This is a genomic window from Actinocorallia sp. A-T 12471, assembly GCF_033875155.1.
Classification (GTDB): domain Bacteria; phylum Actinomycetota; class Actinomycetes; order Streptosporangiales; family Streptosporangiaceae; genus Actinocorallia.
Map to the genome: position 1 here is coordinate 195756 of NZ_JAWZTE010000002.1, position 25255 is coordinate 221010.

The 25255-nt window shown below is 69.8% G+C and carries 26 protein-coding genes; 8 read left to right on the forward strand and 18 right to left on the reverse strand.

The genetic code is table 11. The features are described from left to right. Positions 1 to 669 (reverse strand): response regulator, encoded by a 669-nt coding sequence (locus tag R9X44_RS06075; RefSeq protein WP_413774913.1) that lies wholly within the window; start codon positions 667 to 669, stop codon positions 1 to 3. Then, positions 666 to 1694 (reverse strand): sensor histidine kinase, encoded by a 1029-nt coding sequence (locus R9X44_RS06080; protein ID WP_319812981.1) that lies wholly within the window; start codon positions 1692 to 1694, stop codon positions 666 to 668. The genes R9X44_RS06075 and R9X44_RS06080 overlap by 4 nt, the downstream gene beginning before the upstream one ends. A 159-nt stretch (positions 1695 to 1853) precedes the next feature. On the opposite strand from R9X44_RS06080, the gene R9X44_RS06085 reads away from it, so the two are divergent. From R9X44_RS06085 to R9X44_RS06095, 3 genes are all read left to right on the forward strand, one after another. Beyond that, positions 1854 to 2345, forward strand: a complete 492-nt coding sequence (locus tag R9X44_RS06085) for a CBS domain-containing protein (protein ID WP_319812982.1) — start codon at positions 1854 to 1856, stop codon at positions 2343 to 2345. Positions 2346 to 2490: 145 nt separating this feature from the next. Further along, a complete protein-coding gene (locus R9X44_RS06090) occupies positions 2491 to 3777 on the forward strand; it encodes an ArsB/NhaD family transporter (protein WP_319812983.1) in 1287 nt (428 codons plus the stop codon). Positions 3778 to 3902: 125 nt separating this feature from the next. Next, positions 3903 to 4793, forward strand: coding sequence for a lysylphosphatidylglycerol synthase transmembrane domain-containing protein (locus R9X44_RS06095; RefSeq protein ID WP_319812984.1), 891 nt, complete (start codon positions 3903 to 3905; stop codon positions 4791 to 4793). On the opposite strand, the gene R9X44_RS06100 is transcribed toward R9X44_RS06095, so the two are convergent. The 4 genes from R9X44_RS06100 to R9X44_RS06115 form a co-directional block, all read right to left on the reverse strand. Next, positions 4790 to 5464, reverse strand: coding sequence for a hypothetical protein (locus tag R9X44_RS06100; protein WP_319812985.1), 675 nt, complete (start codon positions 5462 to 5464; stop codon positions 4790 to 4792). The genes R9X44_RS06095 and R9X44_RS06100 overlap by 4 nt on opposite strands. A gap of 104 nt (positions 5465 to 5568) precedes the next feature. Then, positions 5569 to 6078, reverse strand: coding sequence for a MarR family winged helix-turn-helix transcriptional regulator (locus R9X44_RS06105; protein ID WP_319812986.1), 510 nt, complete (start codon positions 6076 to 6078; stop codon positions 5569 to 5571). Further along, complete coding sequence (locus R9X44_RS06110) at positions 6075 to 7610, reverse strand: FUSC family protein (RefSeq protein WP_319812987.1); 1536 nt, start codon at positions 7608 to 7610, stop codon at positions 6075 to 6077. The genes R9X44_RS06105 and R9X44_RS06110 overlap by 4 nt, the downstream gene beginning before the upstream one ends. A gap of 437 nt (positions 7611 to 8047) precedes the next feature. Beyond that, positions 8048 to 10216: a TerD family protein gene (locus R9X44_RS06115; protein ID WP_319812988.1), complete on the reverse strand. Its 2169-nt coding sequence runs from the start codon at positions 10214 to 10216 to the stop codon at positions 8048 to 8050. 140 nt (positions 10217 to 10356) lie between these two features. Here R9X44_RS06115 and R9X44_RS35715 point away from each other — a divergent pair, with 140 nt between their 5' ends. After that, positions 10357 to 11838: a phosphotransferase gene (locus R9X44_RS35715; RefSeq protein WP_413774920.1), complete on the forward strand. Its 1482-nt coding sequence runs from the start codon at positions 10357 to 10359 to the stop codon at positions 11836 to 11838. Here the strand turns inward: R9X44_RS35715 and R9X44_RS06125 are convergent. The 7 genes from R9X44_RS06125 to R9X44_RS06155 all read right to left on the reverse strand — a co-directional run bounded on the left by R9X44_RS06125 (position 11735) and on the right by R9X44_RS06155 (position 18548). Further along, the gene (locus tag R9X44_RS06125) at positions 11735 to 12463 is read right to left on the reverse strand and encodes a hypothetical protein (RefSeq protein ID WP_319812990.1); all 729 of its coding nucleotides are present in this window, start codon (positions 12461 to 12463) and stop codon (positions 11735 to 11737) included. The two genes, R9X44_RS35715 and R9X44_RS06125, sit on opposite strands and share 104 nt — an antisense overlap. Before the next feature lie 185 nt (positions 12464 to 12648). Beyond that, positions 12649 to 14283, reverse strand: a complete 1635-nt coding sequence (locus tag R9X44_RS06130; RefSeq protein WP_319812991.1) for a cation acetate symporter — start codon at positions 14281 to 14283, stop codon at positions 12649 to 12651. After that, positions 14280 to 14600, reverse strand: coding sequence for a DUF485 domain-containing protein (locus tag R9X44_RS06135; protein ID WP_319812992.1), 321 nt, complete (start codon positions 14598 to 14600; stop codon positions 14280 to 14282). The genes R9X44_RS06130 and R9X44_RS06135 overlap by 4 nt, the downstream gene beginning before the upstream one ends. Before the next feature lie 176 nt (positions 14601 to 14776). Then, on the reverse strand, positions 14777 to 16249 hold the full coding sequence (locus tag R9X44_RS06140) for a cation acetate symporter (RefSeq protein ID WP_319812993.1): 1473 nt from the start codon (positions 16247 to 16249) through the stop codon (positions 14777 to 14779). A gap of 4 nt (positions 16250 to 16253) precedes the next feature. After that, positions 16254 to 16622 (reverse strand): hypothetical protein, encoded by a 369-nt coding sequence (locus R9X44_RS06145; protein WP_319812994.1) that lies wholly within the window; start codon positions 16620 to 16622, stop codon positions 16254 to 16256. Then, positions 16619 to 17344, reverse strand: coding sequence for a LytTR family DNA-binding domain-containing protein (locus R9X44_RS06150; protein ID WP_319812995.1), 726 nt, complete (start codon positions 17342 to 17344; stop codon positions 16619 to 16621). Before R9X44_RS06150 ends, R9X44_RS06145 begins: the two co-directional genes overlap by 4 nt. 76 nt (positions 17345 to 17420) lie before the next feature. Beyond that, positions 17421 to 18548 (reverse strand): sensor histidine kinase, encoded by a 1128-nt coding sequence (locus R9X44_RS06155; RefSeq protein WP_319812996.1) that lies wholly within the window; start codon positions 18546 to 18548, stop codon positions 17421 to 17423. A 40-nt stretch (positions 18549 to 18588) separates the two neighbouring features. On the opposite strand from R9X44_RS06155, the gene R9X44_RS06160 reads away from it, so the two are divergent. Then, positions 18589 to 19512 carry a formylglycine-generating enzyme family protein gene (locus R9X44_RS06160; RefSeq protein WP_319812997.1) on the forward strand — a complete coding sequence of 308 codons (924 nt, stop codon included), beginning with the start codon at positions 18589 to 18591 and terminating at the stop codon, positions 19510 to 19512. A 680-nt stretch (positions 19513 to 20192) separates the two neighbouring features. Here R9X44_RS06160 and R9X44_RS06165 read toward each other — a convergent pair. Further along, positions 20193 to 20495, reverse strand: a complete 303-nt coding sequence (locus R9X44_RS06165) for a hypothetical protein (protein WP_319812998.1) — start codon at positions 20493 to 20495, stop codon at positions 20193 to 20195. A gap of 208 nt (positions 20496 to 20703) precedes the next feature. Between R9X44_RS06165 and R9X44_RS06170 the strand changes: the two genes are divergently transcribed. The 3 genes from R9X44_RS06170 to R9X44_RS06180 all read left to right on the forward strand — a co-directional run bounded on the left by R9X44_RS06170 (position 20704) and on the right by R9X44_RS06180 (position 22477). Then, on the forward strand, positions 20704 to 21447 hold the full coding sequence (locus R9X44_RS06170) for a helix-turn-helix transcriptional regulator (protein ID WP_319812999.1): 744 nt from the start codon (positions 20704 to 20706) through the stop codon (positions 21445 to 21447). Positions 21448 to 21450: 3 nt separating this feature from the next. Beyond that, positions 21451 to 21921 (forward strand): NUDIX domain-containing protein, encoded by a 471-nt coding sequence (locus tag R9X44_RS06175; RefSeq protein WP_319813000.1) that lies wholly within the window; start codon positions 21451 to 21453, stop codon positions 21919 to 21921. A 130-nt stretch (positions 21922 to 22051) separates the two neighbouring features. Beyond that, positions 22052 to 22477 carry a hypothetical protein gene (locus tag R9X44_RS06180; protein ID WP_319813001.1) on the forward strand — a complete coding sequence of 142 codons (426 nt, stop codon included), beginning with the start codon at positions 22052 to 22054 and terminating at the stop codon, positions 22475 to 22477. Positions 22478 to 22533: 56 nt separating this feature from the next. Here R9X44_RS06180 and R9X44_RS06185 read toward each other — a convergent pair whose 3' ends face one another. From R9X44_RS06185 to R9X44_RS06200, 4 genes are all read right to left on the reverse strand, one after another. After that, positions 22534 to 23505, reverse strand: a complete 972-nt coding sequence (locus R9X44_RS06185) for an ABC transporter ATP-binding protein (RefSeq protein WP_319813002.1) — start codon at positions 23503 to 23505, stop codon at positions 22534 to 22536. A gap of 118 nt (positions 23506 to 23623) precedes the next feature. Next, positions 23624 to 24367 carry a thioesterase II family protein gene (locus R9X44_RS06190; protein ID WP_319813003.1) on the reverse strand — a complete coding sequence of 248 codons (744 nt, stop codon included), beginning with the start codon at positions 24365 to 24367 and terminating at the stop codon, positions 23624 to 23626. Positions 24368 to 24381: 14 nt separating this feature from the next. Next, positions 24382 to 25005 (reverse strand): GNAT family N-acetyltransferase, encoded by a 624-nt coding sequence (locus R9X44_RS06195; protein ID WP_319813004.1) that lies wholly within the window; start codon positions 25003 to 25005, stop codon positions 24382 to 24384. A gap of 2 nt (positions 25006 to 25007) precedes the next feature. Further along, complete coding sequence (locus tag R9X44_RS06200; RefSeq protein WP_319813005.1) at positions 25008 to 25220, reverse strand: MbtH family protein; 213 nt, start codon at positions 25218 to 25220, stop codon at positions 25008 to 25010. Between the last annotated feature and the right edge of the window lie 35 nt (positions 25221 to 25255).

Consider the following 25255-nt stretch of genomic DNA (forward strand, 5'->3'; position numbering starts at 1 on the left):
TCAGGGCTCGACGAGCCCGGCCCGGATCGCGTACCTGGTGAGCTCGAGCCTGTCGCGCATGCCGAGTTTGGCGAGGATGTTCGAGCGGTGCCTGTCGACCGTCTTGACGCTGATGAACAGCGTCTCGGCGATCTCCTTGGTCGAGTTGCCCTCGGCGATCAGCTTCACCACCTCCTCCTCGCGCGGCGTGAGGATGCTGTCGGGCAGCCGCTCCCCCTGCTTCTCGCGCTGGAGGTAGTCGCGGATCAACGCGGTCATCGCGCCCGGGTACAGGAACGGCTGGCCGCGCATCGCCGCACGGCAGGCGTCGAGGAGGTCCTGGTCGGCCGCCGATTTCAGGACATACCCGCTGGCACCCGACTTCAGCGCCTCGAAGAAGTACTGCTCGTTGTCGTACATCGACAGCATCAGGATGCGCACCTGCGGGGCGCGCCGGGAGATCTCCCGCGCCGCCTGGAGCCCCGTCATCCGCGGCATCGCGATGTCGAGCACCGCGAGGTCGACCTGGCCGGACGCCGCAGCCTCGACCGCCTCGGCCCCGTCGGCCGCCTCGGCGACCACCGCGAGGTCGGGCTCGGAGTCGAGGATCATGCGCAGGCCCTGGCGGACGAGGGCGTGGTCGTCCGCGAGCAGGATCCTGGTCGTTTCCACGGTCGTCTCCACCGTCATTTCCGCTCTCTCATGGCCTCGACTGCCTTTCCTGGCACCGTCAGGGTGACCCGGGTGCCTCCCTGGGGGCGCGCCTGGACCGTCAGCCTGGCCCTGATCAGCCCGGCGCGTTCGCGCATGCCGCGGATACCCGCCCCCTCGACGTGTTCGCCGCCCTTGCCGTCGTCGGCGATCGACAGCACGATGTCCCTGCCCCGCACGGTGAGCCCCATCTCCACCCGGGACGCCCCGGCGTGTCGCATCACGTTCGTCAGACTCTCCTGCGCGACCCGGTAGAGGACGAGTTCGACGTCCTGGCCGAGATCTTCGGGAAGCTCAGGGTCTACCAGCTTCGTCACCGGAAGTCCGCTTGTTCGGGAGAAGTCGCTGATCAAGGACTTCAGCGCGCTGCGCAGCCCGAGGTCCTCCAGGACGCCGGGGCGCAGCCGGTGGGCGACCCTGCGGACCTCCTCAAGGCTCGTCCTGACGCCCTCCTGGACGGTGTGCAGGTCGTCCACGAGATCTTCCGGCGCGCGGTCCACCGTGCGTTTCAGGCCCAGCAGGACCACGGTCAGGCTCTGCCCGATCTCGTCGTGCAGCTCCCTGGCGATCCGCATCCGCTCGGCCTCCTGGGCGGCGAGGGTGCGCCCGGCGCTCGCGGTCCGCTCGGTCTCCAGCCTGTCGAGCATCCGGTTGAACGTGTCGATCAGGTGCGCGAGGTCGCCGTTGCCCTGCTCGGGCAGCCGGTCGCCGCCGCGCAGCAGGTCGACCCGCTGCATGACGCTGGCGAGCTGGTCGAGCGGGGCGAGGCTGCGCCGCAGCAGGAACCCGTTCAGGCCGAGGATCAACGCGAGGCCGACCAGGAGAACCGGTACTTCCCTCCAGAGCACAGGTGCGGATACCGTGGCGGGAGAGAGTGCGAGGACGAGGGTCCCTCCCGCGAACACCAGGCCGTTGCTGAGGAACAGTCTCCAGAACAGCGACTGGCCCGGTCCCTTCGCCTCAAGGCGTTTCCTGGCCTCAGAACGGCCGTCGGCTCCCCGCATCACTCAAGCGTCCTCACGGACCGTTGATCGGTCAATCGGCCGCGCCCCCCATTACTGAGCGTTGTGGGGGTCTGCCCCCACGGACATGTGGGGGTGTAACCCAATGGTGAGATCGTCCTTTTCGTCCCACACTGGAGAGGCGAGGAGGTCTTTGCGACCATGAGAATCACTCTGGATGGTGGAATGCGAGCGCGCGACATCACCGCGAACCTGCCCACGGTGACCGTGCACGACTCGGTTATGCGTGCCGTACAGCTCATGGCGGTGCGCCAACTCCCCGGCATCATCGTCGTGGACGACCGGGGCAAGCCGTGGTCCGTCCTGCCGGGCACCCAGGTGCTCCGGCTGGCCATCCCGGGAGCGTACCGGGAGACCCCCGCGCTCGCGCGCACCGTCGACGAGGCGCACGCCGACTTCTTCTGGGAGGAACTCGGCGAACGGACCGTCGGCGACTGCCTTCCCGAGGCCCCCGCGCGGCCCACCACCGTCAGGCCCGACACCAACCTCCTCGAGGTGGCGGCCCTGATGGCGCGGACCCGCAGCCCGCTGGCCGCGGTCGTCGACGAGCGCGGCGTGCTGATGGGGGCGATCACCCTAGACCGGCTGCTCACCAGCCTCGCCGTCCTCGGACCCGGCGACCCCGGCGAGTAAGAGGACCCGGGCGGCGGCCCTGACCGCCGCCTTCGGCGTTCCCGAGCACTTTCTTCTGTTGGGAGAGACCTATGTCCTATTTTGTCGATTCGTCATGCCTGAAAACTAGGACTGCGGAAGACGCGGGCCCGCCGGGGTACGCCCGGTGACCGGAATCGTCGCACTCTCCATCTTCACCATCGCCTTCGCGCTCATCGCCAGCGAGAAGGTGAACAAGGTCAAGGTCGTCCTGGTCGCCGCGGGCCTGATGACCGTGCTCGGGATCATCCCCGGCTCCGAGGTCTTCTTCTCCGAGCACGAGGGCATCGACTGGAACGTCATCTTCCTGCTGTTCGGGATGATGATCATCGTTGGGATCATCAAACAGACAGGTCTGTTTGACTTCCTGGCGATCTGGGCGGCGAAGAAGTCGGAAGGCCGCCCGTACAAGCTGATGGTCATGCTCATGGGCCTGACCGCGGTGGCCTCGCCCTTCCTCGACAACGTCACGACCATCATGCTCGTGGCGCCCGTCACCGTCGTCGTCTGTGACCGGCTGCGGATCCCGGCACAGCCCTACCTCATCGCCGAGATCCTCGCCTCGAACATCGGCGGCGCGGCCACCCTGATCGGCGACCCGCCGAACATCATCATCGGCAGCCGCGCGGGCCTGACGTTCAACGACTTCCTCGTGCACATGGCGCCGATCGTCGTCATCATCTTCGTGGTGTTCGTGCTGCTGACCCGGGTGATGTTCCGCAAGTCGTTCGAGTACCACCCCGAGCACGTCGCGGCCGTCATGGCGCTCAACGAGAAGAAGGCGATCACCGACCGGACGCTGCTCGTGCGCAGCCTCGTCGTCCTCGGCGGCGTGATCATCGGGTTCTCGCTGCACTCGGTGTTCCACGTCGAGCCGTCGATCGTCGCGCTCGTCGGCGCGGGCGTGATGCTGCTGGTGTCCAAGACCGACATCAACGACGTGCTCGCCGAGGTCGAGTGGCCGACGCTGGTGTTCTTCATGGGTCTGTTCGCCATGGTCGCCGGCCTCGTCCACACCGGGGTGATCGCCTCGATCGGCGAGTGGATCTCGGCGACGTTCGCCGACGACACGTTCCTGGCGGCGAGCGTCCTGCTGTGGGGCTCGGCGGTCTTCGGGGCGTTCTTCGACAACATCCCGTATGTCGCGACAGTCGCACCGATCGTCGAACAGATGGTCGCCGCGACGCCGGGCGACGGCGAGATGCTGTGGTGGGCGTTCGCGCTCGGCGCCGACTTCGGCGGCAACGGCACAGCGGTCGCCGCGAGCGCCAACGTCGTCGCGATCGGCATCGCCGCGCGCACCGGCCACAAGATCAGCTTCTGGCAGTTCACCAAGTACGGCCTGCTCGTCACGGTTCTGACCACCGCGATGGCCTGGGCGTACGTCTGGCTGCGCTACTTCGTGATGGCGTGATCCGAAGCCCGGCTCTGCTGGGCGGGGCCGGACGGGACTTCGGGTCCCGTCCGGCCCTTTCCTTTTGCCGCCTGAGTCCGCGGGGCTGACGATCGCCATATCCGTCCCGGGGGATACTCCCTCGGATGGAGGCCGTCGGCGCTGCGCTCGCCGCCATGCACTGGGGTGTCGTTCCCGTGCTGGCGGTCCTGGCCGTCCTGCACTACGTCTTCGAGGCGACGGCGCTGCGGTCGGCGGCCGGGCGTCCGCTGCGGCTCGGCCGCACCACGCTCACCCAGTTCACGGCCGCCGCGGCGGCGCGGATCACGCCGGGCGGGCTCGGGGGGATCGCGGTCAACGCGCGGTATCTGACGGTCTGCGGGATTCCGCTGCCCACGGCGGCGACCGCCGTCACCGCCTACACGGCCGGGCTCGTGCTGGGCCGGGTCGTGGTCGTGCTGCTGGTGATCGCGTTGACCGGGGACCTCAAGGCGCTCGACGGCGTCGCCGACCGGGTCGGCGGGTTCGTCGCGGGGCTCGCCGACCCCGGGATGGCGCTGGTCGCGGCGGGGGTCGGCCTCGCCGTCACGGCGCTGGTGTGGACGGGGGTGCGGCGGGCGCGCAGGGGCGGCGGAAGATCGCCGCGTGAGGCGCTCGCGGAGTCGTGGGAGGCGTTGCGCGACCTCGCGCGACGGCCCCGGGACCTGGCCGGGGTGCTGGCCTCGTCCGTGGGGGTCGCGGTGGTGCTCGGCGTCGCGTTCGCGCTCTCGGTGCTCGCGGTGCCCGGCACCGAGACCGACCCCGCGCAGCTCGGGGTGCTGGTCGGGGCGTACTTCGTCGGCAGCGCGGTCGGCTCCGCGGTGCCGGTGCCCGGCGGGGTCGGCACCAGCGAGGCCGCCTTCACCGGGACGCTGATCCTGCTCGGGATCGCGGCGCTGCCCGCGCTCCAGGCGGTCCTGGTGTTCCGGCTGATCACCTACTGGGCTCCTGTGCCGGTCGGGATCGCCGCGTCAAGGGTCGCGCTGGCCAGGCCCTAGACGGGCAGGGCCGTGTTGACCTTGATCCCGGCCTCCGTCAGCGGGCGCAAGGTCTCGGTGTCGGGGCGTTCGACGCCGAGGAAGTCGACCCTCGACAGCTCGCCTCCGAGGTTCGCCAGCAGGGACGACAGCTCGGCCGTCGGCGGGGTTCCGGAGAACGTCAGGGTGCCGAGGTGGGGCAACTGGGCGAGGGCGGCGAGGCGGGAGACGTCAAGGCGGGGCAGGCGTAGGTAGAGCATCCGTACGCCGAGCGGAAGCCAGCCGAGGCCGTCGCCCGAGGCCGCGCCCGACGACCAGCGCACCACGCGCAGGTCGGGATACCTGCCGGTCAGCCGCAGCGATCTGTCGTCGAGGTCCTGGCCCGTCAGCGAGATGACGCGCAGCGGCGCGTCCGGCGGGGCGAAGTCGCCCTGGATCGCGTCGGAGTCCAGCCACAGGTCGAACAGCTCACGCAGGCCCGCGAGCCGCCGCACGCCCGCGTCGGTGAACGTGCCGCGCGCCTTCAGGACCCGCAGCCACTCCATCGCGCCGACCTCGCCGAGCACCGCGTCGTCGGCGTCGGTGAGATCGAGTTCGCGGAACATCCGCTGTCCGCGCAGGCCGCCCATCCAGACGCCGGTGTACGCGAGTTCGGCGTCCGCCGCGAGCTCCACGCTCTGCATCTCCCCCATCCCCTCACCCTAGGTCACCCTCCGGCGGCGCATCCGGAATCCCGGGTGACGACGGGTCGAACTTCTCCACTCGCTCAGGGACGATTCCACCCGAAACCAGGAGATCACAGACCGCCGAGTCTGCCTTCGAGGATGATCAGGAGCTTGGACAGGTTCGCGGCCAGCTCATCGCGGGTTTCCTCGTCAAGGGCCGACAGGACCGACGCCTCGTGGGCGAGCTGGGCGGGGAGGATCTCGTCCGTCAGCGCGCGCCCTTCTTCGGTGAGGGAGAGGTGCGTGACGCGTCTGTCCCGCTCGTCCGTACGGCGGGCTACGAGGCCGCGTCCTTCAAGTGCCCGTACACGCTTGGTCACCGCCGCGCCGGACGCGAACGTCTCCCTCGCGAGGCGGCCCGGGGTGACCTCGTGGTCGACGCGGCGGAGCGCGGTGAGCACGTCGAACTCGGGGCGGGTCAGGCCGAACCCGGCGAGCGGGGTCTCCTCGGCCTGCTGGAGCAGCAGGGCGCAGCGGTTCAGCCTGCCGATCACGGCCATCGGCTCGGGGTCGAGGTCGGGCCTGACCTCGCGCCACTGCCGCATCACCCGCGCGACGACGTCTTCCACATCTCTCCTCATCGGTCACCCGACTGTAGTGCGGCGAGCTCGCGGTGTCCGTCGCGTTCGACGGCCGCGATCCGCTCCTCGGGCAGCCCGGCGCGCCACCACTCGCCGACGGCGATGTCGGCCGCCTCGCGCAGGCCCACGAGGGCGTCGGCGAGTTCGGCCGCGGCGGGCGCGGGCGGGGCGTCGGCGGCCTTCGCGCGGGCCTCCTCGACCCGGTCGAGGGCCCGCTCGGTGCGGCGCGCGGCCCGGTGGTTGGTGATCAGCAGGCAGGCGACGATCCCCGTGACCACGCCGACCACGGTGTCCAGCGCGCGGTCCATGACGAGCCCGGCGCCCGGCTCGCGCGCGGCGAACTCCGTCATGAGCAGGGCCATCGGGGTGACGAACACGGTCCCGAGCCAGTAGTTGCGGGTGATCATCGCCTCGGTAACGAACTGGCAGGCCAAGATCAGCAGGACGAGGGCGACCGCACCCGTCCGGCTTACCGGGAGGAGCAGGGCGAAGACGGCGAGTCCCGCGAAGTTACCCCAGACGCGCTGCACAGCCCGTCGCCAGGACAGGTCGGCGCTCGCCTGGCAGACCGCGGCGGCCGTTACGACGGCCCAGTACGGGTGTCCGACGCCGAGGAGAAGCGAGATCCAGCCGCCGAGCAGGGCCGACACCAGAACGCGCAGCACCACCGGCCACAGGCCCTGGAGCAGCACCGACGGGCTCGCGGCGGCGTGCCGTTCGGCGGCCAGGCCGGCGAGTTCGGCGACCTGGGCGTCGGAAAGCTCGACATCGGGGACGTTCCCGGCGCGGAGCCCGGCGGCGAGGGCGTTGAGGCGGGCGGACTCCGGCGGACGCGACAGCGCCTCCTCGGCCTGGACGAGCAGCCTGTCAAGGCCCGAAGGGCGGGCGGCGAGGACCGCGCGCCATGCGGCGTTGATCGCGGCGGCGGCGCGGTGCCGTGAGGGGGCGTCGGTGATCAGGGCGGCGGCTTCGAGCGCGCTAGCGACGGCTCGCCTTTCCGGCCCGTACGGGCGGACAAGGGCCGGGGCCATGACGACGAGCCAGGCGAACAGCGCGCCGAGCGCCGTCAGGGCGATGTGGCCGGGGACCTGGCCGGGGGTCGCGGGGACGAACGCGCAGGCCGCGCCGATGAACGTCAGGATCACGTTGCCGGGTGGGCCGACCTTCGCGGCCTCGCAGAACAGGCGGTGGGCGGCGGCCATGACGGCGGCCACGGCGACGAGAAGGGCCGCGGAGTCCGTCAGGGCCGAGGCGAGGGAGCCGACGGCGACGGTCGCGGTCATCGCGACGCCGATCCACGCGAGGACCCTGGCGCGTCGCCGGTACGGGAGGGCGTGGGTGTAGAGCGCGCACATCGCGCCCGCTGAGACGTACATGGCGAGGTCGAGGCGGCCCAGGGCGACGAGGACAAGATCGGGCACGCCGAGCGCGATCACCGCGCTGACCGACCTCTTCCACCAGATCTCGTCCACCCGGCCGACCCGGAACACCCCGGTGAGCGACAACCTCGGCCGCAGAACCCCCTGAACCATGACTACAGGCTACAAGTGTTTTACTAGTGAAACACTTGTAGCCCACTGTGCCCTTCGCCACGCCTGTGGGGGCCGGTTCGGTGCGGAAAAGGCGGCGGCGCGTGCTCTTTTACAGAGAGGGAGAAGGAAGCGCCGCCATGGCCGCACCGGGGCCCTGGGGAGGGAGCTGCGGTGAGGGAAGCGAGAGCGCTGTCATTCCTAAGATGGTGAGAAGGAAGCGCCCTCATGGCCTCGCCACGCGGCCCACGCTAGCAGCGCGGGCCCGGGCCGTCATCGGGTTATTCGCGGGGGCCCGGGCGGAGGGCGGGGAGGCTGCGCGCATTCCCTGGCGGAGAACAGAAGGAAGCCTTCCCATGGCCGCGCCGGGCCGTACTCAACAGGGCCCGGAACACGGGCGCTTGAGAGCCCGCGTTCCGGGTCGGATCGCACGATAGCGGTCAGAGCGGGACGAGGTCCGGCAGACTGTCGAGCGCGTACACCGTGGAGCCCTCGGGGAGATGGTCGGGGGCTTGCAGGCCGATGTACGTGACGGGGGTCTCCGGGGTGGTGCCGTCGTCTGGCAGGACGGAGCCTTCCGGGAGAAGGCCGAGCAGATGGCGGAACGTGACGTACTCGCGGTCGACGATCGAGGCGACCAGAAGGCCGGTGCTCACCCGTGTGTTCTCCGCCGTGTTGCCTTCGGACAGGCCCGCGAGGTGGACGTGCAGCCACTTCGCGCGCCAGCCGCCGACGGCGTCACGGACGAAGACCAGCGGGAGCGCGACCTGGCCGGTGCCGCGCAGCTCGGACCGCATCCGGACCGTCGCCGGCTCGAACGGCATCCCGTCCTGCTCGGCCTGCCGCAGCATGAACCCGAAGAAGGACTCGGCGACCTCGGCGAACCCCTCGCCCGAGAAGACGTGCACCTGCGGGACGATCCTGTCGTACCGCGCTTTGGCGAGGTCGATGTCGATGAACTCCGACGCGCCCTCCGGCGCCTCGGTGACGTCGCCGGAGTGGACCGCGCCGTGCTCGGCGAGGTTCGAGTACGACACCCAGTCGGGCTCGTCCCATCCGTCGTCGCCGTCGGCGAACAGCAGGACAGAGAGGTCGTAGTCGGTTGTTTGCTCGCGCTCCTTCCAGTACGTGAAGAATCTGAGCAGACCGGTGGATACCGGCGTCACCGAGCCGCGCGGCAGAATCCCGAAGCCCGTCGGGGCGGCCTTCCCGCTCAGCGGGAGCGCTACGTCGAGGATGTCGGGATCGACCAGGATGGGCCCTTTGAGGGTGAGGCGGGCGCGGACCTCGGCGTCGAGGATTTCGCAGACGTGGGAGATCGTTTCGGGCGAGAGCGGGGGGCGCGCGTCGGGCGTCACGTGCGCGCCGCCCTTACGGTTGACGAACACACGGCGCTTCTCGCCCGGAATCTCCCGGTTCATCAGGTGTTCCCGGATGCCGAGCAGGACACGTCCTGAGACGTGGGGCGCGGTCTCGGCGACTGCCTTGACGACGGCGTCACGCAGGCCGGTATCGCCCTCGGCGGTGCGGAGCAGGCGGTCAAGGGCGCGGAACAGCATGCCGGGGGCGGTCCGTAGGACGGCGAGCGTGCGCGGCACGTCACCGTCGGCGAAGGCGGCCTCGACCCTGCTGGCGAGGGAAGGAGCGCGCTTGTCTTGGCGGGCCACGGCGAACACGTCCTGCGCGTGCGGCCACTGCGGGAACTCGTGCGGGTGCAGGCGCTCCCCGAGGCGCTTCCACTGCTCGCGGCGCGCGTTCACGTCGGCGAGCTTGCCGGGGGCGTCACGGACGATCGCGTCGAGGGCGGCGAGGAGCTTGCGACGTGTGCCGCGCGGAAGCGAACGGAACCTGGTCGGCGTCTCGAGCGTGACGTCGCCGTCGGAGAGGGCGCAGGCGAGGCGCAGCACGTCGGTGACGGTGTCGGCGAGCAGCGGCAGCCCCTCGCTCAGGCGCACCCGGTTGACGACCGCGCGGTTCTCCCGCACGGGGATCTCCTCCGGCTGCGGCCCCTGCGCACAGTGGGCGGCGAGGAAAGCCAGGTCGCGCAGGTCGTCCTCGTTCAACGGCACGGCACTGCCCGCGAGAGCGAAGTACAGCTCACGCGCTTCGGTACGGGCGTCTCCGCCGAGATGCAGGACGGTGACGCGGTCGTCCGCCGAAGGCAGGAACTCCGCGTGGGCCGCTACCAACTCGGCGTACGTGTGCTGGTAGCGGCCGTACTTGGGCAGCGCCAGGAGGTTGATGCCCTCGGCGCTCGTGAACTCCTCGACAGGCAGCACCTTGAGGGCGTCGAGCACGCAGTCGACCCAGAACTCGACGGTGTCCGGCACGCCGTCCGGGAAGTCACGAAAGTAGGCGTTGTGCGCGACGTGGTCGCCGACCTCGCGCCGGACGACGTCGAGCACGGACGCGGCGAGATCGGTGACGACCTCGTCGGCGAGGCCGCCGAACGCGTCGAGGGCGTCCTTCGACAGCTTGAACCCGGCGGACATCAGCACCGCGTCGAACCGTCGCGCCGCCGCGCGCCCGTCGCCGCCTGGCCCGTCGGGCACCAGCACCTTCCGCCGCCTCCGCAGCACAAGTTCCGCGACCACATGATCGTGACTCATGCCCCGATCGTGGCATCCCCCTTTGACCCCCGTCTCCTGATTTATCCGGCGACGCTCGGGCTTTTCGGCTGTGGATAACTTTCTCGGCCGGGTCGTGATCCGGTTTAAAGTCGCGGTGAGGAGAGGGGGCGGTGATGGCGATGTGGACGCCGGAGCGCGAGATCGGGGTCGAGCAGGTGCGGCGGCTGTTGCGGGGCAGGTTTCCCGAGGTCGAGGCGCGCAGCGTCGAGTTCCTGAACGCGGGATGGGACAACGCTGTGTTCCTTGTCGACGGGGTGTGGGCGTTCCGCTTTCCGCACCGCAAAATCGCGCTCGACCTGCTGCGCAAGGAGATGACCGTCCTTCCGGCTCTTGCCGGGAAGCTGCCCCTGCCCATCCCCTCTCCACGTTTCGTCGGCGAGGACGACGGCGACCCGCCCTGGCCGTTCGTCGGCGGCCCGTTCCTGCCCGGCCGCGAGCTCGCCCTGGCGAACCTCAGCCCTGAGGCCCGTATACGCGCCGCCGAAGCCCTCGGCGGATTCCTCGCCGTCCTGCACTCCCTGACCCCGCCCCCTGGCCTCCCCCACGACCCGATGCTGCGCGCCGACCCCGTCGCCCGTGCCCGCATGGCCCGCGAAACCCTCGCCGACCTGGAACGCCGCGGCCTCCACACCCCCGACCCCGACGTCACCGCCCTCCTGGACTCCGCCCACGACCCCGGCCCCCAGACCCGCGTCCTCGTCCACGGCGACCTCCACCTCCGCCACCTCCTCGTCACCGACGACGGCGCCCCCACCGGCGTCATCGACTGGGGCGACACCTGCACCGCCGACCCCTCGGTGGACCTCTCCTTCGCCTACGCCGCCTTCGAAGGCCCCTCCCGCGCCGCCTTCTTCACCGCCTACGGCCCCCCGACCCCCGCCCAGGACCACCGCGCCCGCATCCTCGCCCTCTCCCTCACCACCATGCTCATAGCCTCAGCCCCCACCCCCGCCCACCGCAAAGAACCCCAAGCCGCCCTCCCCCGCACAGCCCGCTTACCCCCACCCTTCAGCCGCAAGCCCCCTCAACTCCCGCACCAGCCGCCGATGCTGCCCCCCTCCCGACGCATCCCCCTGAACCTCCGCAAGCATTCCATCCGCCGCCCGAACAGCCGCAACAATCGCGTCAACCAACACCCCAACCCGCCCCTCCGGATCAGTGAACTCCGCACATCCCTCCTCCGCACAGAACACCCCCCACCAGTCCAGAAGCGCATCCAACGCCGCAACCCGCCCCTCCCCCTCCCCTTTCTCCACAACCTCCAAGAACACCCCCACAGCAGGCACCGCCGCACAGCACAACGTCCCCGCATGGTCATTACTCACTGCATGCCGCAACGCCACAACCGCCCCCTCCACCTCCCCCGCACTCCCCGCCTCCCCCAACCTCCGCACCACCCCCACAACCTCCTCCCCCCGACACCACCCAACCCCACCCCACCACCCACCCCCAAACACCCCGAACCCCTTCCCTCGTCCACCTCAAGCCCACCGGCCGTCACATGTACTCGGAGCGTAGTAGGTTCCGGGCCATCACCTCGGACTGGACAGTCTCCATCAGCGCCCGCAACGGGAATCCCGCATGGTCATGCTCAGCCATGACCATGCACTGCGCGCTCCTGTAGCGGACAGCGGGGTTCTCGTGGGCGAGCAGATCGTCAATCCAGTCTTTGCCTCGCAGCGCCACCACAGCACTCGGGTCGCGCAGGTACAGAGCGACCATGGCGTATGCCAGGTCGCCTTGGACGACCGGGTCGCCCTCCTCCGAAAACGCTTCCGCGAAGTACACAAAATCCTCAGACGGGTTCAGTGACGAGTCCGCGAGCGCAGTCAGCGCGATACCTCTCACTTCAGTCGAAGCGCTTCGCGTATGCGACAGAAGAATGGGCCTACCGCGCAGTATCTCGGTTCGCACGAGGTATTTAAGTTCACCTTCGACGGCGTCGATAACCCCTGGAACGCAGACCATCGTGTCGATAAGCTGTATGACGTACTGCGCCCAGTGAAAATCAGCAGAACCAAGCATCTGATAAAGAAGAGGAATTACCTGAACGGCCGCCGGTTCAACGGTGACCGAGCCGTAGCAGACGATCTCGTGAAGGCCGTACACGGCCTCTGCCGCCGCAGTTGAGGTCGGCGCGCTCCCAAGCTCACCGAGCAGGCGGGGAATCTCAAGGACCGCCGCGTCCCCATGAGCCAGGGACCGCCAGTCAACGTGGTCATACACAAGACAATGGAACCACAGCCGCCGACTCCCGAATCTACGAGACCGCGTCGATTGTCCGGTTCAGGGAAGTTGCGTAGTGCGCTTGTGGAGGGTGTTGCTCGGTGGGCGGGGTCGGGGGGTTTGGGGTGGAAAGGGGTGGGCCCGGCGACTGGGGGTCGGCCGGGCCCGGGGTGGGGTGGGTGGGGTTAGTGGGGGGTGGCTTTTTCGGCGCCTAGGCCGGTTAGGGAGCGGACTTCCATTTCGGCGTATTTGGATTCGCGGTGTTCTTTGCTGAGGATGGTGCCCAGGTAGCCGAAGAGGAAGCCCAGGGGGATGGAGACCAGGCCCGGGTTCTCCAGGGGGAACCAGGAGAAGTCCACGGAGGCGGGGAAGAGGGAGAGGCTCTTGCCGGAGGCGTCTACGCCCTTGCCGGAGACGACCGGGGAGAAGAAGACCAGGAGGACGGCGGAGCCCAGGCCGCCGTAGATTGCGGCGACAGCGCCCGCGGTGTTGAAGCGCTTCCAGAAGAGGCTGTAGATGATGGCCGGGAGGTTGCCGGAGGCCGCCACCGCGAAGGCAAGGGCGACGAGGAAGGCGACGTTCAGGCGTTGGGCGAAGATGCCGAGGACGATGGCGACCGCGCCGATGACGAACGCGGAGATCTTCGCGACGCGGACTTCCTCGCGCTCGGTGACGTCGCCCTTGCGGATGACGTGGGCGTACAGGTCGTGCGCGACCGACGAGGAGGACGCCAGGGTCAGGCCCGCGACGACCGCGAGGATCGTGGCGAACGCGACGGCAGCGATGAACGCCAGCAGGATCGTCCCGCCGACGCTGCCGAAGATGATCTCGCCGATCCGTTCCGCGAGCAGTGGCGCGGCGGTGTTGCCCGCCGCGTTCGACTCGGCGATCTTCTTCGACCCGACGAGTGCCGCCGCGCCGAAGCCGAGGATGAGGGTGAGCAGGTAGAAGACGCCGATGATGCCGATGCCCCACAGGACCGACTTGCGGGCGTCGCGCGCGGTCGGGACCGTGTAGAAGCGGATGAGGATGTGCGGCAGGCCGGCGGTGCCGAGGACGAGGGCGAGGCCGAGGCTGATGAGGTCGAGCTTGCCCGCGACGCCCTGGGCGTCGGTGCCGTACTTGAGGCCGGGCTCGAGGAACGCGTCGCCCTTGCCGCTCTGCGCGGCGGCGTCACCGAGCAGGTTGGAGACGTTGAAGCCGTACTTGCCGAGCACGAGCAGCGTGATGAGGGTCGCGCCGCCCATGAGCAGCACGGCCTTGACGATCTGCACCCATGTGGTGCCCTTCATCCCGCCGACGACCACGTAGACGATCATCAGGATGCCGACGCCGACGATGGTGAGCGCCTTGGCCGCCTCGCTGGTGAGCCCGAACAGCAGCGCGACGAGCGCGCCCGCACCGACCATCTGGGCGAGCAGGTAGAAGATCGACACGACGATCGTCGAGACTCCGGCGGCCGTGCGCACAGGCGTCGGACGCATCCGGAACGCCAGCACGTCGGCCATCGTGTATTTGCCGGAGTTGCGCATCAGCTCGGCCACCAGCAGCAGCGCGACGAGCCACGCGACGAGGAAGCCGATCGAGTACAGGAATCCGTCGTAGCCGGACAGCGCGATGATGCCGGCGATGCCGAGGAACGAGGCGGCGGACATGTAGTCGCCGCCGATCGCCAGGCCGTTCTGCGCGGCGGAGAAGGAGCGGCCGCCCGCGTAGAAGTCGGCGGCGTCCTTGGTCTGCCGTGACGCCCTGATCGTCAGGACGAGGGTCGCGCCGACGAACAGCAGGAACAGCAGGATCGCGAGGGTCTGGTGGCTCATTCCCCGACCTCCTCGCGGATCTTGGCGGCGATCGGGTCGAGTTTGGCTCCCGCATAGCGCGCATAGAAGTACGCGATAGCGAACGTGGAGACGAACTGGAGGAGCCCGAACACCAGCGCGACGTTGATGTTGCCGAGGAGCTGGATCGCCATGAAGTCGCGGGCGAAGCCTGACATCACCACATAGAGCAGATACCAGGCGAGGAACGCGACGGTCAGCGGGAACACGAAGGAGCGGAACTTGTGCCTCAGCTCGACGAAGTCCGGGGTGGACCGGACCTCCTCGTAGACGCTGAGGCCCTCGGGAGCCGTGCTCATGCGGGACCTCCTTACGGATGTGATGGGGGTCACTGTGGGGTGGACGCGCACACAACGTAAGTCCGGCGAAGGTCCCCGTGCAGAGGTGTATCGGCGAGCCGCTCCCCGGCTGCGGCAGTTCTTGATCGGCTGCGGTGAACGGTCGCTCTGACGCGGTGAACGGGTCGGCCTCGCCGTCAGATACGCCGGGGACGCCAGTCGCCGCGATCAAGCTCCACGCCTTCGGGGGTGTGGAGGCGGACCATCGTCCGCGCGGTGTTCGGCGGGCGCTTGGTGCGCCGGGAGACCGCGACCATCACCAGGAACGTCAGCGGGACGGTCCACGCGCCGGGCTGGGCGACCCAGCTGTGCGCGCGCTCAGTCGCGACGGTCCACACGACGGCCCCGCCCGCGAGGACGCCGCCCGTCACCAGACCCGCGAGCGCGCCCGCCGCGGTGAGGCCGCGCCACCAGATGCCGAGCACGAGCAGCGGGCAGAACGTCGACGCCGACAGCGCGAACGCCAGGCCGACCATCGTCGCGACCGGCAGCGACGACGGGAGCACCAGCGAGAGCACCAGCGGCACCCCGATCGCCACGACGGTCGCGGCCCGGAAGGACCGGACGCCGCCGCGCAGGAGGTCCTGGCCGATGACGCCGGCGACGGACACCGTCAGGCCCGAGGACGTCGAAAGGAACGCGGCGAACGCGCCGGCGACGAGGAGCGCCCCGAGCGCGTCGCCGAGGGTGCCGCCGACGATCCGCGCGGGCAGTTCCAGCACGACGGTGTCGGTGTCAGGCGAGCCGCCTTCGACGAGGTCGGCGGCGTAGATCTTGCCGAGCGCGCCGTAGGCGGCGGGCAGGAGGTAGAACAGGCCGAGCAGGGCGAGGACGAACGAGGTCGTGCGGCGCGCGGCCGCGCCGTCGGGGTTGGTGTAGAAGCGGACGAGGACGTGCGGCAGGCCCATGGTGCCGAGGAACGTCGCGAGGATCAGGGAGTACGTCGAGTAGAGGCGGTCGTCGCCCACGTCGGGGAGCAGCCAGGACGTGTCGGATATGCCGGGCGAGCCGTCGCCGCGCCAGGCCATCGCGAGGAAGACGAGCGGGACGCCGAGCGCCGTCAGCTTCAGCCAGTACTGCAGCGCCTGAACCAGGGTGATACTGCGCATTCCACCCGCGACGACCCCGAGGATCACCACCGCCGCCACGAGCAGGCCGCCCGCCCACTGCGGCCCCCCGGTGACCGACGCCAGCACCCGTCCCGCCGCCTGGAGCTGCGGCAGCAGGTAGAGCCAGCCGATCAGGACCACGAGCAGGCTCGCCGCGCGCCGGACCGCCATCGACTCAAGGCGCGCCTCGGCGAAGTCCGGCAGGGTGTACGCGCCCGAGCGGCGCAGCGGCGCGGCGACCAGCACCAGCAGGACGAGGTAGCCGCCGGTCCACCCGACCGGCAGCCACAGCATGTCGACGCCCCCGGCCAGCACCAGCCCCGCGATCCCGAGGAACGACGCCGCCGAGACGTACTCGCCGCCGATCGCCGACGCGTTCGCCAGCGGCGACACCCCGCGCGAGGCGACGTAGAAGTCCGAGGTGGTCCGCGACAGCCGCAGCCCGTAGAACCCGGCGAGCAGGGTCGCCAGGGCGACCGCGATCACCGCGGCGAGGTTCACCGGCTCACCTGCGCTGCACCATCTCGGCGAAGTCCCGCTCGGCCGCCTCGGCCTGCCGCCGGTACCACCAGCCGAGCCCGGCGAACAGCGGGTAGACGGCCACCGCGAGCAGCAGCCAGGGCAGCGGGACGCCCAGGACCTGCGCCTCCCGCGCGGGGCGCACCAGCGCGAACGCCAACGGCAGCCCTCCAATGAGCGTCACGAGGATCACGCACACCGACAGTGAAAGCTTGAGCTGCGACCGTATCAGCGCGTCCATGTAGACCTCGCCCAGTCGCGTCTGCTCGTCGATCTCGCGCGTGCGCGGACCCGGCAGCCGTCTGCGCGGCGCGGCCGCGCGGGGGCTCGTCACCGTCACCCGGCGCGCGGTCATGGCCGTGGCCTGCGCAGCAGGAGGTCGCGCAGCTGCCGGGTGTGGCGGCGGCTCACCGGCAGCTCGGTCCCCGCGACGACGACCGTGCAGCGCCCGGCGTCCAGGCGCAGCTCGGAGATGTGCGGGACGGCGACGAGATGGCTCCGGTGGATGCGGACGAGCGCGGGCCAGCGCTCCTCGAGCGCGGTCAGCGGGATCCGCACGAGGTGCGCGCCGGACGCGGTGTGCAGCTTGGCGTAGTCGCCGCGCGCCTCCACGTAGTGCACCTCCGACGGGTGGACGAACCGGGTCACCCCGGACAGTTCGACGGGGAGGGGTTCGGGTTCCGGCGGCGCGGGGGCGGCGTCGTCGGTGCCCTCGGTGATCCGTCTGACGGTCTCGGCTAGCCGCTCGGGCCTGACGGGCTTCAGGAGGTAGTCGGCGGCCTGGATCTCGAACGCCTGGACCGCGTGCTCCTCGTGCGCGGTGACGTAGACGAGCCGCGGCGGGCAGGCGAACTGGGCAAGGAGGCGGCCAAGGACGATTCCATCGAGACCCGGCATTCTGACGTCGAGGAAGACGGCGTCGTAAGGGCGTTCGGCGGCTAGCGCGCGGTCGAGGGCGCGTAGGGCGGCGGCTCCGTCACGTGCGCCGTCGACGTCGGCGACGCGGGGGTCGGAGCGCAGCAGGAACACAAGATCGTCCAGGGCGGGGAGTTCGTCGTCCACGGCTAGCACGCGCATCTCCAAAGGGTGACGACCATCACAAAGGATGTCAAAGGTCGTTTTCCTCGATAGTTGCTCTTTTCGGTCCTTTCGGTCAGCGGGCGGTCACTCCCGGGTGGTACTTCGGGACCCTTAGCGTGATCTTGACGCCTGCGCCTTCTGCGGTCTCTACGACCAGGCCGTACGCGTCGCCGTAGACCTGGCGTAGGCGGGTGTCCACGTTGGCCAGGCCCATGCCGGTCCCGGGGCCGCCCTCCCCCGCGAGGACCTTGCGCATCTCGTCGGGGGCCATGCCGACGCCGTCGTCCTCGACGATCAGCCGGCACTCCGCGCCGGCGTCCTCGGCGAGGAGGGTGATCCGGCCGGGTCCTGGCCTGCCTTCGAGGCCGTGTCGGACCGCGTTCTCGACCAGCGGTTGGAGGCACAGGAACGGGACGGCGACGGGCAGCACTTCTGGCGCGATCCGCAGCGTCACGCGGAGGCGCTCCTCGCCGAACCGCGCGCGGGCGAGCATGAGGAACCTGTCGATGTTGCGGAGCTCCTCGGCGAGGGTCGTGAACTCGCCGTGGCGGCGGAAGGAGTACCGGGTGAAGTCGGCGAATTCCAGGAGGAGTTCCCTGGCCTGCTCGGGGTCGGTCCTGACGAAGGAGGCGATCGTGGTGAGGGCGTTGTAGATGAAGTGGGGGGAGATCTGCGCGCGCAACGCCCTGACCTCGGCCTCCACCAGGAGTTCCCGTGAGCGGTCCAGCTCGGCGAGTTCGAGGTGGGTGCCGACCCAGCGGCCCACCTCCTCGGTCGCCCTGACCAGGCCCGCCGACGCCTGTGCGCCGAAGGCGACGAGGGTCCCGGCCACTCCCGTGCCCGTCGCGAGGGGCACCACGACCGCCGCGCCGCCCGGGAGTTCGACGACCCGGGCCCGGCCCGTCTCCAGGGAGTGGGCGGCGAGGTCCATGACGCCGTCGCGCGGGCCCGTCAGGACCTCTTCGCGGTCGGTGATCGACAGATCGTCGGCCCCGAGGAGTTCCTTCAGGTGGCGGGCCGCCTTCTCCGCGCCCGTGGCGGTCAGGCCCCTGCGCAGGGCGGGGGCGGCGAGGGAGACCTTGTGCAGGGTCTCGAAGGCAGCCCGCTCGGCGGGGCCGCCGAGATCACGGCGGCTCAGCCTGACCAGCAGCGCGAGGGCCGCGGCGAACGCGACGGCGAAGAACAGGAGGGCGGCTTCCACCCGAGCAAGGTAACCGCACGACGCCGATAATCTGGGCGGCATGACCGAAGTGCCTCCGTGCTGCGCCGCCTCCCGCCCGACCCCGGTCAGCCTGTCGTTGACGACCCCGCCCGCCTCTGCCCCTGGCGACGCGGCGGCTCCCGGGGCGGGCGCGTCGCGGGCGGGGAGTCCGCCGAAGGGCATGATCGCGCTGCCCGGCGGGACCTTCCGGATGGGCAACGAAGACGAGAACGCCAACCCGCTCGACGGCGAGGGACCCGTCAGGGAGGTCGAGGTCGGGCCGTTCCGGATCGACCCGACGACGGTCACGAACGCGCAGTTCGCCAGGTTCGTCAAGGAGACCGGATATGTGACGGAGGCGGAGAAGTTCGGATGGTCGTTCGTGTTCTACGGCCTGCTGCCCCCCGGCGTCGCCGCGCGCACCCCGGCACCGGAGGGGACCCCGTGGTGGCGGGCGATCGAGGGCGCGACCTGGCGGACCCCCGAGGGTGAGGGCTCCGACGTCAGCCGCCGCCAGAAGCACCCGGTGATCCACGTCTCGTGGAACGACGCGGCCGCCTACGCCGCCTGGGCCGGCAAACGCCTCCCCACCGAGATCGAGTGGGAGTACGCCGCCCGAGGCGGCCTCGACCAGGCCACCTTCCCCTGGGGAAACGAGCTCTACCCGCGCGGCCAGCGCCGCGCCAACATCTGGGAGGGCGACTTCCCCACCCACCACACCGGCACCATCGGCCCCGTCCCCGCCGACTCCTTCCGCCCCAACGCCTACGGCCTCCACAACACCGTCGGCAACGTCTGGGAATGGACCGCCGACTGGTTCGACCCCGCCCAAGACCGCCGCGCCATGCGCGGCGGCTCCTACCTCTGCCACGACTCCTACTGCAACCGCTACCGCGTAGCCGCCCGCACCGCCAACACCCCCGACTCCAGCACCGCCAACATCGGCTTCCGCTGCGCGTATTGAATGGTCGCGGCTCCGCCGCTCCGGTGATTGGGCGCCTGGAAGCCGCCGTCTTCCCTCCGCCTTGCTCGCCTGGCGGCTCACAAGGCTCCGGTCCAGACGACGGCGCGCCCAATCACTCTGGGGCCTTCCACCCAACGTCCGTGGCCCCGGCCGAGCTGGAACCCCCGCACAGCCTTAGGTTTCGAGGGCGTGGCCCCGGCTGGGCTGGAACCCTCGCACAGCCTTAGCTTTTGGGGGCGTGGCCCCGGCTGGGCTGGAGCTTGTGACGGGGATGGGCCTCCACTGCGCGGGCGGTTGTCAGGCCCTTGAGGTTGGTGGCGGCTGGTGCGTTCGGGGCGGGGTCGGCGCTCCGGTCAGGAGGGTTGTTGTGGCGGTTGTGGCGTCTGGGATTTGGGTGGTTGGTGCCAGGGGGTGGCCCCAGGTTGTGAAGAACCAGGGGTGGTCGGGGTCTTCCTGGTGGGGGCGGATGATCACTGTGGCGGACGGGTGGGTGGAGCCGCATGGCCAGGAGCCGGGGCGGGTTGTGTGGCAGCCGGGGGCGTTCGTGTTCTCCACGCGCAGGCCGGTGCTGGTCATCGAAGCGCGGAGCGCGTGGACGCGAAGCATCGTGCCGAGTGCTTCCAGGAACGGCCTGTGGGCCGGGGTGATGGGAGAGTGGCCGGTTTGAGGTGGTTCGGGCGTCATGTGCGAGCGCTCCGGAGGGCTGCCTTGATCGTGATGAGGGCGTCGGTCGGGTTGGTCGCCTCGCACAACCACATGCCGCCGAGGGTGAACCACAGGTTCGCGGCGTCGTCGGGGCGGGGCAGGCACTCGACTTCCACCGCTCGGGCCTCGTCATCCGCGGTGAACCTCGCTCGGCTGCCGTCCGCCTCCGCCGCGAGCCGGTGACCCGACGCCAACAGGACAAGGGTCGTGATGCGGGACGAGATCTGTGCGCTGACCGCTGCCCCCTCGGGACTGCCGAACGCGTCCGCTCGTGTCATGGCCTCGTGGGTCATCGGGTCGTCGTCTCCTCGGGTGTCCTGGTCCGCGGGGTCGTCCGGCCGACGCGGACGCCGGGCGGGCGGTTGTGTTCAGGTGAGCGTCGCGTGAGCGGGCGGGACGCCGGTACCTCCTCAAAACCACACTCAGGGACGTCTTGTGCGGGACAGAATGTCTTTGGAGAAGTCCTGCGGGTCCTGGAGAAGACGCATGCCGAACGAACGACTCAGAACAGTCATGACGGCAGGTGGATGGACATATGCCACGCTTGCGGAAGCGGCGGACGTTGATCCGAAATCCGTGGAACGGTGGGTGAACCGCGACCGGACGCCGCACCGGGCGACGGCCATGCGGGTGGCCGAACGGCTCGGCGAGGATGTGTTCGCCTTGTGGCCGAGTTTGCGGCAGGGGCGGGCGGCTCGCGCCGTCAGTGCTGATCTGGTGGCCCTGCACGAACAGCGTGCCGATGTCCCGGTCTCGGCATTCGTGGATCTGCTCAAGCAGGCGACTGAGCGTATAGACGTGCTCGTCTATGCTGCGGTTTTCCTGCATGAGGCGTACCCGCGGCTGAATGATCTGCTGCGTGAACGCGCGGCGGAAGGGGCGGCCGTGTGGATCGCGGTCGGGGACGCGGACAGTTCGAACGTTCAGCAGCGGGGCCGGGAGGAGAGGTTCGGGGAGGGCATTGAGTCGCGTTGTCGTGTCGCGGCGATGCACTATCGGCAGCTTGTCGGGACCCCGGGAATCGAGGTGCGGACGCACGGGACAACTCTCTACAACTCGATCTACCGTGCCGACGGGCAGATGTTCGTGAACGCCCACGTGTGGGGGGCGAACGCCTATGCCGCACCCGTGTGGCACCTACGGCGCAGCGGCGACGGTGGGATGTTCGATACCTATGCCGCGAGCTTTGATGCGGTCTGGGGTACTGGTGTTTCCGTGGGAGGGGTTTAGAGGATGGGTCGGGTTGAGTATTTTGATGATCCTGATGCACCGCGGCCGAATAGTTTTGTTGTCGCGGCTTCTGCGGTTGTTACGGACGAGGGAGGGAGGATTCTGCTTCAGCGGCGGACGGATAATGGGTTGTATGCGCTGCCCGGGGGTGTGATGGATTTTGGGGAGTCGCTTCCGGGGGCGGCGGTCCGGGAGGTTCGGGAGGAGACTGGGCTTGATGTTGAGATCACGGGTCTGGTGGGGACGTACACGGATCCTCGGCATATTATTGCTTATAGTGACGGGGAGGTGCGGCAGCAGTTCAATGTGTGCTTTATCGCTCGGGTTGTCGGTGGAGATCTTCGCATTTCCGGGGAGTCTACCGAGCTTTGTTTTGTGGCGACCGAGGAGATCGATGCGCTGCCCATGCACCATACACAGCGGATGAGGATTAAGCATTTTGTGGAGCGGCGGGGTGGGCCGTATCTTGGGTGAGGGTGGTGGTTTTTGGAAGGGGCGCGTGTGGTGAGTGGAGAGGCCGACGGGGGTGTGTGTTGTGGAAGAGGGGGCAGGTCGGGTGGGGGCGTTGTGTGCGGAGCCTGTGGGTGGGTGGAGGGTGGTTGACGTGGCGAAGGCTACGGAGGGGGCTTTGGAGGCGGCTCTGCGGATGGTGGAGGAGATGCCGCAGTCCGCGGGGGCCTGGGTGGATCACTGGCATCGGGAGGATGGCGGCTCTGAGGTGGATCCGTTGCGGCTTGTGCTCAATGTGCGGTTCACCGGGGATCTTGAGGTGAATGAGCGACGGGTGCGGGAGGTTTGGGGCGGGGCGCTTTGTGTGTCGGCTGCGCGTTACACCATGACGGAGCTCATTGAGGTGACCGAGCGGGTGATCAAGGAGTTTCCGCAGGTTCGGTCGTCGTGGCCGGACGTTGTGGCGAACCGGGTCGGGGTCCTTGTGTTCGTGGCGACGCCGGAGTTCCAGGCGGAGCTTGACGCGCGGTATGGGGTGGGGATGGTGCGGGCCACGGGGGAGGCTCGGCCGGTCGACTGACGGGCGGGTGGGGTTAGGGGGTGGGGATGGTTTGGGCTTGGGGGAGGCCCGGGCGGTTAGGGGGTGGGGTGGGGCCAGGATTGGGACCAGTTGCGGCCCTCGGCGTCTATGAAGGAGTTGGGTGGGGCGGGGATGTTGTGGGCGCGGAGCCAGGTGCCGGGGGCGGGCTGCGAAGGGCGGGGGTGGCCGGAGGAGGGCATGAGTTGCGGGGGGATGGGGGCGGGGGGCGGGTCGTAGTAGGGCTCCAGGGATTGGGCGGCAAGGTCTTTTTCCTCGGCCATGCCGATGGGGCCCTCGCGGCGGGCGTTGAAGAACTGGTTGACGGCGGGGTCGCGGCTGGTGAGGATCATTTCGCGGTGGCCGAAGGCGACGAGGCCGCGGCGGAAGAGGAGGCCCATGTTGTCGGGAAGGACGCGGGCGGTGCCGATGTCATGGGTGACGATGAGGATCGTCGCGCCGGTTTCGTAGTTGATGTCCACGAACAACTGGCTGAGGTAGGCGGTGCGGACGGGGTCAAGGCCGGAGTCCGGTTCGTCGGCGAGGATGATCTCGGGGTCGAGGACCAGGGCCCGGGCCAGGCCGGCGCGTTTGCGCATGCCGCCGGAGATCTCGCCGGGGAGTTTGTTCTCCGCGCCCGTCAGGCCGACGAGCTCCATTTTCTCCATGGTCTTGGCACGGATCTTCGACTCGGGGAGCTTGGTGTGTTCGCGCAGCGGGAAGGCGACGTTGTCGAAGACCGTCATGGAGCCGAAGAGCGCGCCGTCCTGGAAGAGGACGCCGAAACGGCGGCGCATTTCGTAGAGGCGGCGTTCGCGCAGTTCCGGGACGTCCTGGCCGTCCACCCAGACGTGGCCGCGGTCGGGGCGGAGCAGGCCGATGAGGTTCTTGAGGAAGACCGACTTGCCCGTGCCCGACGGGCCCAGCAGGGCCGAGATCTGGCCCGCGGGGACGGTGAAGGACACGTCCTCCCAGATGACCTGGCGGCCGAACGACTTGCGCAGGCCCTCCACCCGGATCTCGACGCCCATGGCGGCACTCCAAGCCCGGGGCCGGGCGGCGGAACGTCACCCGCCGTCTGGGACGGCCCCGCTGACCGGAACGTACGCCGTAACAAAAGCCCTGAGAGGGCCCAAAACCCCAGAAACCTCAGGCAGCGGGGATGCCGAGCGCCTTGTGGATCTCCGCGAGCACGTCGGGCAGCTCGTCGTTGAGGTAGAAGTGCCCGCCCGGGAACGCCCTGACCTCGCTCGACGCGCTCGTCACGTCCGCCCAGCGGTGTATCTCCTCCACCGAGACATGCGGGTCGGCCTCGCCGGTGAGCGCGGTGATCGGCGTGGCCAGCTTCGGCGCTGAGGCGTCGCGCTGGTAGCGCTCGATCGCCCGGAAGTCCGCCCGCACATAGGGCAGGACGAGTTCGCGCAGCTCAGGGTCGGCGAGCGCCGCCGCGTCGGTGCCGCCGAGCTCCGTCAGCTCCGCGACGACCCCGTCGTCGTCCCTCTCGGACACCTTGTCCTCGGCGTCACGCCGCCGGTGTACCGGCCGGGAGGCGGAGGCGAAGAAGTGGACGGGAGGCGTGCCCTTGGCTTGGAGGATCAACGCGGTCTCGTAAGCGATGAGCGCGCCCATGCTGTGCCCGAACAGCGCGAGGGGCCGGTCGGTGAGCGGGCCGAGCGCCGCGGCGACGAGCCTGGCGGCCTGCTTGAGGTCGGTCATGAGCGGGTCGCGCATCCGGTCGGCGCGGCCGGGGTACTGCACGGCGTGCACCTCGAGGGCGGGGCTGACGGCCTTGCCCCAGGCCCGGTAGGCGACGGCGGAGCCGCCGGCGTGCGGGAAGCAGACGAGTCGTGTCGTCGCCCAGGGCCGGGGGTCGGGGCAGCGCAGCCAGCTCACCGTGGGGTCTCCTGTCAGTCGGTCGGGCCGGGCGCGGGGTCGCGGGGGTCGCCCGGCAGGGGCCAGGGGGCCAGCCGGGGGTCGGGCACGGTCTTCACCCCGGTCTCCTCCCGCGCGACGGAGAAGCCGCGCCGCAGGTAGTTGGCCTTGGCGGTCGGATGATCGAGCGTACTCGTGCGGAGCCAGACGCGGCGCGTCGGCCCCAGCCCGTCGCCCCACAGGCGGCCGCGCTGCCAGGCCCTGCGGACGCACTGTTCGACGAGGTAGCCGCCGAACCCCCGCCCGACGAAGGCCGGGACGAGTCCGACAAGGTGCACCTCGGTGTCCCCGTCCGGCTGCGCTTCAAGCTCGAAGTACCCCGCGACGGTCCCCTCGGCCAGCGCGAGCCATGTCGCGAGTTCCGGACGATCCACCCATTTCGCCCAGTCGCCATGGGTCCAGGAGAAGCGGTCGGTCCAGCAGACGCGTGCGCCGACGGCCGCGTACATCGCCCGGTTGAAGTCGGGCGAAGGCACGCACGCGAGGCTGAACGACATCTCCCCCGACGGGAGCGGGCCGGGCCGGAGGGCTGCGGGGTCGCGCATCTCCATCGCCCACTCGGTGACGGTGATCTCCCTCGGTTCCCCGAAGGCCGCCAAGATCAGGAGTCCATGGCCTGGGCGAGACCGCGCGGCCGCATGTCCGTCCAGTGCTCGGAGATGTAGTCGAGGCAGTTCTGGCGGGTGTCCTCGGTCTTCTCGACGGTCCAGCCCGCGGGGACCTCGGCGAACGTGGGCCACAGCGAGTACTGGCCTTCGCCGTTCACCAGGACGAGGTAGGTCGCGTCGTCGTTCTCGAACGGGTTCGTGGCCATGTCAGGGGGTCCTTCCGGTCAAGGGTGGATTGCGA